Source organism: Pseudomonas sp. UBA6315 (assembly GCF_002438125.1).
GTDB classification, from domain to species: Bacteria; Pseudomonadota; Gammaproteobacteria; order Pseudomonadales; family Pseudomonadaceae; genus Aquipseudomonas; species Aquipseudomonas faucium.
Genome location: NZ_DJTF01000074.1, coordinates 1 through 10,247, shown reverse-complemented (window position 1 = coordinate 10,247; position 10,247 = coordinate 1). Strand labels below are relative to the sequence as shown.

At 67.3% G+C, this 10,247-nt stretch carries 10 protein-coding genes; 8 read left to right on the top strand and 2 right to left on the bottom strand.

The features are described from left to right. The 4 genes from B3E94_RS09195 to B3E94_RS09180 form a co-directional block, all read left to right on the top strand. The coding region (locus tag B3E94_RS09195; protein ID WP_286913185.1) for a M16 family metallopeptidase at positions 1-1,037 on the top strand (1,037 nt) is incomplete at its 5' end. Continuing rightward, entirely contained in the window at positions 1,030-2,511 is a 1,482-nt protein-coding gene (locus B3E94_RS09190; protein WP_286913184.1) for a M16 family metallopeptidase, read from the top strand. The genes B3E94_RS09195 and B3E94_RS09190, both read left to right, overlap by 8 nt. Next, positions 2,511-3,125, top strand: coding sequence for a 16S rRNA (guanine(966)-N(2))-methyltransferase RsmD (gene rsmD / locus B3E94_RS09185; protein ID WP_286913183.1), 615 nt, complete (start codon positions 2,511-2,513; stop codon positions 3,123-3,125). Before B3E94_RS09190 ends, rsmD begins: the two co-directional genes overlap by 1 nt. Before the next feature lie 60 nt (positions 3,126-3,185). Next, positions 3,186-4,178 (top strand): hydrolase, encoded by a 993-nt coding sequence (locus B3E94_RS09180; protein WP_176515752.1) that lies wholly within the window; start codon positions 3,186-3,188, stop codon positions 4,176-4,178. A gap of 112 nt (positions 4,179-4,290) precedes the next feature. On the opposite strand, the gene B3E94_RS09175 is transcribed toward B3E94_RS09180, so the two are convergent. Together B3E94_RS09175 and B3E94_RS09170 are read right to left on the bottom strand one after the other, a co-directional pair. Continuing rightward, positions 4,291-5,145, bottom strand: a complete 855-nt coding sequence (locus B3E94_RS09175; protein ID WP_236236018.1) for a sulfurtransferase — start codon at positions 5,143-5,145, stop codon at positions 4,291-4,293. A 34-nt stretch (positions 5,146-5,179) separates the two neighbouring features. Next, complete coding sequence (locus B3E94_RS09170; RefSeq protein ID WP_176515756.1) at positions 5,180-5,845, bottom strand: TetR/AcrR family transcriptional regulator; 666 nt, start codon at positions 5,843-5,845, stop codon at positions 5,180-5,182. 151 nt (positions 5,846-5,996) lie between these two features. Here B3E94_RS09170 and B3E94_RS09165 point away from each other — a divergent pair, with 151 nt between their 5' ends. From B3E94_RS09165 to coaD, 4 genes are all read left to right on the top strand, one after another. Next, positions 5,997-7,427: a coniferyl aldehyde dehydrogenase gene (locus B3E94_RS09165; RefSeq protein ID WP_286913181.1), complete on the top strand. Its 1,431-nt coding sequence runs from the start codon at positions 5,997-5,999 to the stop codon at positions 7,425-7,427. 10 nt (positions 7,428-7,437) lie between these two features. Further along, entirely contained in the window at positions 7,438-7,923 is a 486-nt protein-coding gene (locus tag B3E94_RS09160; protein WP_176515746.1) for a twin-arginine translocation pathway signal protein, read from the top strand. Between the two features lie 21 nt (positions 7,924-7,944). Next, positions 7,945-9,543, top strand: a complete 1,599-nt coding sequence (locus B3E94_RS09155) for a GMC family oxidoreductase (RefSeq protein ID WP_286913180.1) — start codon at positions 7,945-7,947, stop codon at positions 9,541-9,543. Positions 9,544-9,655: 112 nt separating this feature from the next. Further along, a complete protein-coding gene (gene coaD, locus B3E94_RS09150) occupies positions 9,656-10,135 on the top strand; it encodes a pantetheine-phosphate adenylyltransferase (RefSeq protein ID WP_176515742.1) in 480 nt (159 codons plus the stop codon). Positions 10,136-10,247 lie beyond the last annotated feature (112 nt).

Sequence of the window (10,247 nt, the reverse complement as noted above, 5' to 3'; positions counted from 1 at the left end):
CCAGCGACGACTACACCGCCTACTACCAGGTGCTGGCGCGCGACCGCCTGCCGGTGGCCTTCGAGCTCGAAGCCGACCGCCTGGCCAGCCTGCGCCTGCCCGCCGACGAGTTCGCCCGGGAAATCGAGGTCATCAAGGAAGAACGCCGCCTGCGCACCGATGACCAGCCAAGCTCCAAGGCCTTCGAGCTGTTCCGCGCCATGGCCTTCCCGGCCAGCGGCTATCACACGCCGACCATCGGCTGGATGGCCGACCTGGAACGCATGAAGGTCGAGGAACTGCGCCACTGGTACCAATCCTGGTACGCACCGAACAACGCCACCCTGGTGGTGGTGGGCGATGTCACCGCCGACGAGGTCAAAGGCCTGGCGCAGAAGTACTTCGGCGCCATCCCCAAGCGCAGCGTGCCCCCGGCCAAGCTGCCGCTGGAGCTGGCCGAGCCCGGCGAGCGCCAGCTGACCCTGCATGTGCGCACCCAGCTGCCGAGCCTGATCTACGGCTTCAACGCCCCGGGCCTGGCCACGGCCAAGGACCCACGCACCGTGCACGCCCTGCGCCTGATCTCGGCGCTGCTCGATGGCGGCTACAGCGCCCGCCTGCCGGCACGCCTGGAACGTGGCCAGGAGCTGGTGGCCGGCGCCTCGTCCAGCTACAACGCCTTTACCCGCGGCGACAGCCTGTTCCTGATCTCGGCCACGCCCAACGTGCAGAAGCACAAAACCCTGGCCGACGTCGAAAAAGGCATCTGGCAGCTGCTCGACGAACTCAAGACCACCCCGCCCAGCGCCGAAGAACTGGAGCGTGTGCGGGCCCAGGTGATCGCAGGGCTGGTCTATGACCGCGACTCGATCAACAGCCAGGCGACCACCATCGGCCAGCTGGAGACCGTCGGCCTGTCGTGGAAGCTGATCGACAGCGAGCTGGACGAGCTCAAGCAGGTCACCCCGCAAGACATCCAGAACGCCGCCCGCACCTACTTCACCCGCGAACGCCTGAGCGTTGCCCACGTACTGCCCGAGGAGTCCGCTCATGAGTGATCGCAGCGCACCACGCTACACCCTGATCGGCGCGGGCATCATCGCACTGGTGGTGGCCGTGGCCGCCGTCCTCGCCCGCCCGGCCCACTCCGAGGCGCAAACGGCAGCGCGCCCAGCCAATACCCTGCAGTCGCTGGCCGAGCTGGACGGCAAGGCGCCAAGCCGGCGCCAGCTGAACATCCAGAACTGGACCACCGCCGAAGGTGCCCGGGTGCTGTTCGTCGAGGCCCGCGAGCTGCCGATGTTCGACCTGCGCGTGACCTTCGCCGCCGGCAGCAGCCAGGACGGCGGCACGCCAGGCCTGGCCACCCTGACCAACGCCATGCTCAACGAGGGCGTGGCCGGCAAGGACGTGACCGCCATCGCCGAGGGCTTCGAAGGCCTCGGTGCGGACTTTGGCAATGGTGCCTACCGCGACATGGCCGTGGCCTCGCTGCGCAGCCTGAGCGTCAAGGACAAGCGCGACCCGGCGCTCAAGCTGTTCGCTGAAGTGGCCGGCAAGCCGACGTTCCCGGAAGACGCGCTCAAGCGCATCAAGAACCAGCTGCTGGCCGGCTTCGAATACGAAAAGCAGAACCCCGGCAAGATCGGCGGCAAGGCGCTGTTCGCCAAGCTTTATGGCGACCACCCTTACGGCCAGCCCAGCGATGGCACCGCCGAAAGCATCCCGGGCATCACCCTGGAGCAGCTGCGCGCCTTCCACGCCAAGGCCTATGCCGCCGGCAACGCGGTGATCGCCCTGGTCGGCGACCTCAGCCGCGAAGAAGCCGAAGCGGTTGCCGCCCAGGTTTCGGCCGCCCTGCCCAAAGGCCCGGCCTTGCCCAAACCGGCCCAGCCGGTCGAGCCCAAGGCTGGCATCACCCACATCGACTTCCCCAGCAAGCAGACCCACCTGATGCTCGCCGAGCTTGGCATCGACCGCCAGGACCCGGACTGGCCGGCCCTGTCGCTGGGTAACCAGATTCTCGGCGGCGGCGCCTTCGGCACCCGGCTGATGAGCGAAGTGCGGGAAAAGCGCGGCCTGACCTACGGCGTATACTCGGTCTTCAGCCCGATGCAGGTGCGCGGCCCGTTCATGATCAACCTGCAGACCCGCGCCGAACTCAGCCAGGGCACGCTCAAGCTGGTTCAGGATATCCTGGCCGACTACCTGAAAAGCGGCCCGACCCAGCAAGAGCTGGACGATGCCAAGCGTGAACTGGCCGGCAGCTTCCCGCTGTCCAACGCCAGCAATGCAAGCATCGTCGGCCAGCTGGGCGCCATTGGCTTCTACAACCTGCCACTGACCTGGCTGGAAGACTTCATGCAGCAATCCCAGGCGCTGAGCGTCGAGCAGGTCAAGGCGGCAATGAACAAGCACCTGGTAGCCGACAAGCTGGTGATCGTCACCGTTGGCCCTGATGTGCCGCAGAAGCCGCTGCCAGCCCCCACAGACAAACCCGCCGAGCAACCGCTCGGCGTACCGGAGCACTAATGCCTAGATCCACCCCTCCCGCCCGCCCGCAGCCGGGCCACAGCAAGGGCCAGGGTCACCTGCGCATCATCGCCGGCCAGTGGCGCAGCCGCCGCCTGGCGGTGCCCGACGGCGAAGGCCTGCGGCCGACGCCCGACCGCGTGCGTGAAACCCTGTTCAACTGGCTGGCCCCGCACATCGAAGGGGCGCGGGTGCTGGATGCCTTCACCGGCAGCGGTGCCCTGGTGCTCGAGGCGCTGTCGCGCGGCGCCGAGGATGCCGTGGCCCTGGACAGCAACCCGGCCGCGATCAGCAACCTGAAGAACAACCTCGAGCTGCTGCGCTGCCCGCGCGGGCAGATCCTGCAGACCGATGCCCTGCGTTACCTGCAAGGCCCGGCCAAGCTGCAGTTCGACGTGGTGCTCCTCGACCCGCCGTTCCACCAGGACCTGCTGGCCAACACCTGCAACCTGCTGGAGCAGAACCAGTGGCTGCGCGAGCAGGCCTGGATCTACACCGAGAGCGAGGCGGCGCCCTCGACCCTGCAGATGCCCGGCAACTGGCGCCTGCATCGCGAAAAGAAGACCGGCCAGGTGTACTACGCCCTTTGGCAGCGCAGCACAACCGACCAATAGCGCAGGTACGGCGGTGAGGTTTCGTGGCACTCTAGGCAGGCACAACACGAGTCGCCCAGCATGCCCAGTCTCACCGCGTCCTTCCGCCCGGCCATCGGCCTGTCCAATCCCCACCTGCAGACCCTGTGGGGCCCGTTGTGGCGCAAGCTGCCGGTGCTCGCACGCAATCGCGAGCGCCTGTGGCTGGCGGACGGCGATTTCCTCGACCTCGACTGGCATGGCCCGCACCAGGCCGACGCACCCCTGGTGCTGGTGCTGCACGGCCTGACAGGTTCGTCCCACTCGCCCTATGTCAAAGGCTTGCAGCAGTCGTTGCAGCTTCGTGGCTGGGCCAGCGTGGCGGTGAACTGGCGCGGCTGCTCGGGCGAACCCAACCTGTTGGCGCGCAGCTACCACTCCGGCGCCAGCGAAGACCTGGCAGAAGTGGTCGCCCACCTGCGCGCCGAGCGGCCGATGGCGCCGTTGTATGCCGTGGGTTATTCGCTGGGCGGCAATGTATTGCTCAAGTACCTGGGTGAAAGCGGCAGCGCCAGCCAGCTCGAAGGGGCGGTGGCGGTGTCGGTGCCGTTTCGCCTGGACCAGTGCGCGGACCGCATCGGCCAGGGCTTTTCCAAGGTCTACCAGGCGCATTTCATGCGCGAGATGATGGCTTACGTGCAGTCCAAGCAGCGCCACTTCCGCGACCTGGGCCACCACGAGGGGTTGGCCGCGCTGGAGCGCCTGGGGCCGCTGCGCAACCTGCGCACCTTCTGGGACTTCGACGGCAGGATCACTGCGCCCCTCAACGGCTTCAGCGATGCCCACGACTACTATCGGCGCTCATCGAGCCGTTATTACCTGGGGGAGAACCGCACGCCGACGCTGATCATCCACTCGCTGGATGACCCCTTCGTGTCGCGCAGCAGCCTGCCGACGCTCAGCGAACTGGCACCGCAGACGCACTTCGAGCTGCATGAGCGCGGGGGGCATGTGGGGTTTGTCGAGGGTAGCCTGCGCAATCCTGGGTATTACCTCGAGCGGCGGATTGCGCAGTGGCTGGTGGAGGGTCAATAGGTTTCCAGTGGCCCCATCGCAGGCAAGCCGGCTCCCACAGGTTGCCCGCAGCCCTCAAGGCATGCGGGGGTGTCTGTGGGAGCCGGCTTGCCGGCGATGGGGCCGGGCCTGCTTACTCGCCAGTCGCCACACCATGTTTCGGGTTGTTGATCCACTCGCTCCAGGAGCCGGCATACAAGCGCCCCAGCGGATACCCCGCCAACGCCAGGGCGAACAGGTTGTGACAGGCCGTCACCCCCGACCCGCAGTACGCCACCAGGTGCTCGGGTGAGCGCCCAGCGAGTTTTTCGGCAAAGCGCTGCTTGAGCTGCTCCGGCGGCAGGAAACGCCCATCGGCAGCCAAGTTGTCGGTAAACGCCGCACATTGGGCACCCGGAATATGCCCGGCCACCGGGTCGATCGGCTCCACCTCACCACGAAAACGCGGCAAGGCACGGGCGTCGATCAAGGTCAGCTCCGGGCTGCCCAGGCGCTTGGCCAGGTGCTCGGCATCGATCAGCAGCTTGGCGTCTGCCTCGCCGGTGAACGCGCCTTCACGCTTTTGCGCTGCGTCCAGGCTCAATGGCAGGTGCGCCGCGTGCCAGGCCTTGAGGCCGCCATCGAGGATGGCCACGCCAGTGCGCTTGCCCAACCAGGCCAGCAGCCACCAGGCGCGAGCGGCGAAGGCACCGGGGCCGTCGTCGTACAGCACCACCTCGCTGTCGTTGTCCAAGCCCCATTCACGCAGGCGCTCGACCAGCCGCTGCGGGTCGGGCAGCGGGTGGCGGCCGGTGCGGCCCTTGCTCACCGGCCCGCTCAGGTCCCTTTCCAGGTCGGCGAAATGTGCGCCGGCAATATGCCCCTCGGCATAGCTGCGCTGGCCGTAATCCACATCCTCCAGGGCAAAACGACAATCCAGGATCACCAGCTTGGGCGAGTCCAGACGCTCGGCCAGCTGTTGCGGGGTGATCAATTGCGCAAGGGGCATGACTCTCTCCTGATCGATGGCACGACGGCCCTGGCTAGTGTTCCAGGGCCTGATTGAACGGTACGTGGAATTCCTGGCACAGCGCGTCCACGGCGCTGCGGGCGTTGGCGGTGACGAAGCCGAGCTCCAGCACCAGCACCTGATAGACGCCACGCTTGAAGGCTTCTTCACCCAGGTGGGCGGAATGTTCGCGGGTGGTACTGAGAAAACGTACCCAGGACGTCAGCACGATCCAGGCATTGATGGTCAGCGATTCGATCTGCGCAGGCTCCATGGCCAGGATCCCGGCGTCGACGAAGCCGCGGTAGATCGCCTGGCCCTGGCGCAGGCAGCGCTCGGAAAAGCGCCGGTAGCGGGCAGCCAGCTCGGCGTCGCTGTCCAGCAGGTGCTCCAGGTCGCGGTGCAGGAAGCGGTAGTTCCACATCGCCGCCAGCAGCGCCTTGAGGTAAAAACGCTTGTCTTCCACTGTGGCGGCGCGCCCTTGCGGCGGGCGCAGGAAGCTGTCCACCAGCTCTTCGTACTGGCTGAACAGCAGCGCGATGATCGCCTGCTTGTTGGGGAAGTGGTAGTACAGGTTGCCGGGCGAAATTTCCATGTGCGCGGCAATGTGGTTGGTACTGACGCTGCGCTCGCCCTGCTGGTTGAACAGCTCCAGGCTGTTCTGCACGATGCGCTCTCGGGTCTTCATGCGCGGGGCCATGCTCAGCTCCCAGTCTGCAGGCTTACGGTAATGGCTCATCTTACGGTGTAACACGCCTTGCGTGCACCGCCAGGCCGGCTGAAAAAAGTCGCACCATGGTACAAATTAGAGTATAGGCTCTAGGCATTCTCAACCCTCAGAGGATGCCTTCGTGACCTCGCCCATCGCCATGCCTGCTGTGCATTCCGACACCGACCTGGAAGCGACGTTCGCCGCCCAGCGCCTGGCGTTCGCTGGCAACCCGATGCCGCCCCTGGCGCAACGGCGGCAATGGCTGAAAAGCCTGCGCGAGGCGCTGCTGGCGGACCAGCAGCAGCTGATCGAAGCCATCGACGCGGACTTCTCCGGGCGTAGCGCCGATGAAACCCTGCTGGCCGAGCTGCTGCCCTCGGTGCAAGGCATCCGCCACGCCGAGCGCCACCTGCGGCGCTGGATGCGCCCTGCGCGCAGAGCCGTCGGCCTGGCCTTCCAGCCGGCCAGCGCGCGGGTGCTGTACCAGCCGCTGGGCGTGGTCGGGATCATCGTGCCGTGGAACTACCCGCTGTTTCTCGCCATCGGCCCGCTGACCGGCGCCCTGGCCGCCGGCAACCGGGTCATGCTCAAGCTCAGCGAGGCCACCCCGGCCAGCGCCCAGGCGCTGCAAACGCTGCTGGAGCGGGTATTTCCCGCCGACCTGGTCAGCGTGGTGCTGGGCGACGTCGAGGTGGGCCAGGCCTTCGCCAGGCTGCCGTTCGACCACCTGCTGTTCACCGGCGCCACCAGCATCGGCCGCCAGGTCATGCTGGCCGCCGCGCAAAACCTGACCCCGGTGACCCTCGAGCTGGGCGGCAAATCACCGGCCATCGTTTCGGCCAGCGTGCCACTGGACACCGCCGCCGAGCGCATCGCCTTCGGCAAGACCCTCAACGCCGGCCAGACCTGCGTCGCCCCCGACTACGTGCTGGTGCCGCGCGAGCGCCTGCAAGCTTTCGGCGATGCCTACCGCAACGCCGTCCGGCGCTTCTACCCGCGCATTGCCGACAACCCCGACTACAGCGCCATCATCAACCCACGCCAGTTGCAGCGCCTGCAGCATCTGCTGGACGACGCCCGCGCCAAGGGCGCCGAGGTTATCGACCTGTACCCCGACGAGCCGCGCCAGGGGCGGCGCCTGCCGCCACACCTGCTGCTGCAGGTGAGCGACGACATGCAGGTGATGCAGGACGAAATCTTCGGCCCGCTGCTGCCGCTGGTGCCCTACGACAGCCTCGACCAGGCCCTGGCCTACATCAACCAGCGCCCGCGCCCCTTGGCGCTGTATTACTTCGGCTACTCGCGGGCCGAGCAGGCGCATGTGCTGCAGCACAGCCACTCGGGCGGCGTGTGCCTGAACGACACCTTGCTGCATGTGGCCCAGGACGACCTACCGTTCGGCGGCATCGGCCCCTCCGGCATGGGCCACTATCACGGCCACGAGGGCTTTATGACCTTCAGCAAGGCCAAGGCGGTGCTCGCCAAGCAGCGCCTGAACGCGGCACGGCTGATCTACCCGCCCTATGGCAAAGCCTTGCAGCGCCTGGTCTACAAGCTGTTCATCCGCTGAGGCCGGCGCCATGCTCCGTCGCGATCTGCTGCGTTTCAGCCTGGGCGCCAGCGCCTTCCTGGCCACCGCCAGCCTGGTGGGCTGCAGCCCTCAGGCGCCGGCCAGCGGTTATCAGGTGCTGCGCGCCGACGACCTGCCGCTGCTGCGGGCGTTGATCCCGGTGGTACTGGCCGGCACCGCGGCCAGCGATGTGCAGGTTTTGCACAGCCTCGACCACAAGCTGGCCGCGCTGTCCCCGCAAATGCTCAAGCTCACCCGGCAACTGTTCGACGTGCTCAGCCTGCCCTTGACCCGCGGGCCGCTGACCGGTGTCTGGGGTGCCTGGGAGCAGGCCGACGGCGAGCAGGTGACGGCATTTTTGCAGCGCTGGCAGGACAGTTCGCTGAACCTGCTGCGCATGGGCCACGCCTCGCTGCTGCAACTGCTGCAAATGGCCTGGTACGAGCGCCCGCAAGCCTGGGCCGCCTGCGGCTACCCCGGCCCACCGAAAATCTGACCCACAGCAAGGTCCCCTGCCATGCCTGTCACTGACCCGTTTCGCCAAGGCCTCGAACGCGGCTGGATCACCCACGACGCCTCACGCCTGGAGCACGACCTGACCCTGCAGGCCGATATCGCCGTGATCGGCAGCGGTGCGGGGGGCGCCACCAGCGCGCAGATGCTCAGCGCCGCCGGGTTCAAGGTGCTGCTGATCGAGGAAGGCCCGCTCAAGACCAGCAGCGACTTCCACCTGCTGGAGAACGAGGCCTACGCCAGCCTGTACCAGGAAGGCCTGGGCCGCATGAGCAAGGACGGCGCCATCACCATCCTCCAGGGCCGCGCGGTGGGCGGCACCACCGTGGTCAACTGGACGTCGAGCTTCCGCACCCCCGCGCCGACCTTGGCGCACTGGGCCGCTGTGCACGGCGTGCAAGGCCTGGGCGAGGATGACCTGCGCCCCTGGTTCGAGCGCATCGAACAGGCCCTGGGCATCAGCCCCTGGGCCATGCCGCCCAACGCCAACAACGACGTGCTGCGCCGCGGCTGCGAGCAGCTCGGCTACCGCTGGGCGGTGATACCGCGCAACGTGCGCGGCTGCTGGAACCTCGGCTACTGCGGCATGGGCTGCCCGGTCAACGCCAAGCAATCGATGCTGGTCACGCGCATCCCCGCCCTGCTCGAAAATGGCGGCGAGCTGCTGTACCTGGCGCGCGCCGAACGCTTCGAGCACAACGGCGAGCGCATCGCCCAGTTGCACTGCCAGGCCCTGGATGCCCAGGGCATACAGCCAACGGGGCGCAGCATCCGGGTGCAGGCCCGGCACTACGTGCTCGCCGGTGGCGGCATCAACAGCCCGGCGCTGCTGCTGCGCTCCCAGGCGCCCGACCCCCATGGCCGCCTGGGCCAGCGCACCTTCCTGCACCTGGTGAATTTCAGCGCGGCCCGCTTCGACCAACGCATCGACCCGTTCTACGGCGCCCCGCAGTCCATCTACAGCGACCACTTCCAGTGGCAGGACGGGGCCGACGGCGCGGTGGGCTACAAGCTGGAAGTGCCGCCGCTGCACCCGGCGCTGGCCAGCACCCTGCTCGGCGGCCATGGCCGCGACAATGCCCAGCGCATGGCCGAGCTGCCGCATACCCACGTGATGCTGGCGCTGCTGCGCGACGGTTTCCACCCGCAAAGCGTGGGTGGCTCGGTGGAGCTGCGCGGCGATGGCTCGCCGGTGCTCGACTACCCCGTCACCGACTACCTGCGCGATGGCCTGCGCCGGGCCTATCGCAGCATGGCGCAGATCCAGTTCGCCGCCGGCGCCACCCAGGTGACTCCGGTGCACAGCGACGCCCATGCCGCCACCAGCCTTACGCAGGCACAAGGGATGATCGACGGCTTGCGCCTGGAGCTGTTCCGCACGCGCCTGGGCAGTGCCCATGTGATGGGCGGCTGCGCCCTGGGTGAAGACCCGCGCCAGGCGGTGTGCGACAGCCTGGGGCGGCATCACCAGCTGGAAAACCTGTCGATCCACGACGGCTCGCTGTTCCCCACCAGCATTGGCGCCAACCCGCAATTGTCGGTGTACGCCCTCAGCGCCAAGCTCAGCGAAGCCCTGGCCAGCCGCCTGGCACAGAGTGCATGACAACAAATACACCGGCTGTCTATAGTGCCATCAGCCGGCCGCATGACTTGGCCGGGCGCAATCGCTGCGCTACCATCCGACTCCCCAACGCACTCCCAGCCAGGATGACGCGATGAACCGAGTGTTGTACCCGGGTACTTTCGACCCCATTACCAAAGGCCATGGCGACCTGGTCGAACGCGCCTCGCGGCTTTTCGACCACGTGATCATCGCGGTGGCGGCCAGCCCGAAGAAAAACCCCCTGTTCCCGCTGGAACAACGGGTGGCGCTGGCCCGTGAGGTCACCAAGCACCTGCCGAACGTCGAAGTCATCGGCTTCTCCACCCTGTTGGCGCACTTCGCCAAGGAACAGGGCGCCAACGTCTTCCTGCGTGGCCTGCGTGCAGTGTCCGATTTCGAATACGAGTTCCAGCTGGCGAACATGAACCGGCAACTGGCGCCCGACGTCGAGAGCCTGTTCCTCACGCCTTCGGAGCGCTATTCGTTCATTTCCTCGACCCTGGTCCGGGAAATCGCCGCGCTGGGCGGCGATATTGCCAAGTTCGTCCACCCGGTGGTGGCCGAGGCGCTGACCGAACGGTTCAAGAAGTAAGCCTGCACGCCTGATTATCGCGCCCGCGTGCACTGCGGGCGCGAATGCGGCACAATTGTGCCCATTGCGTTGAACATGCCCGGGCGCAGAGCCCCGGCCGGAGTCCCCATGT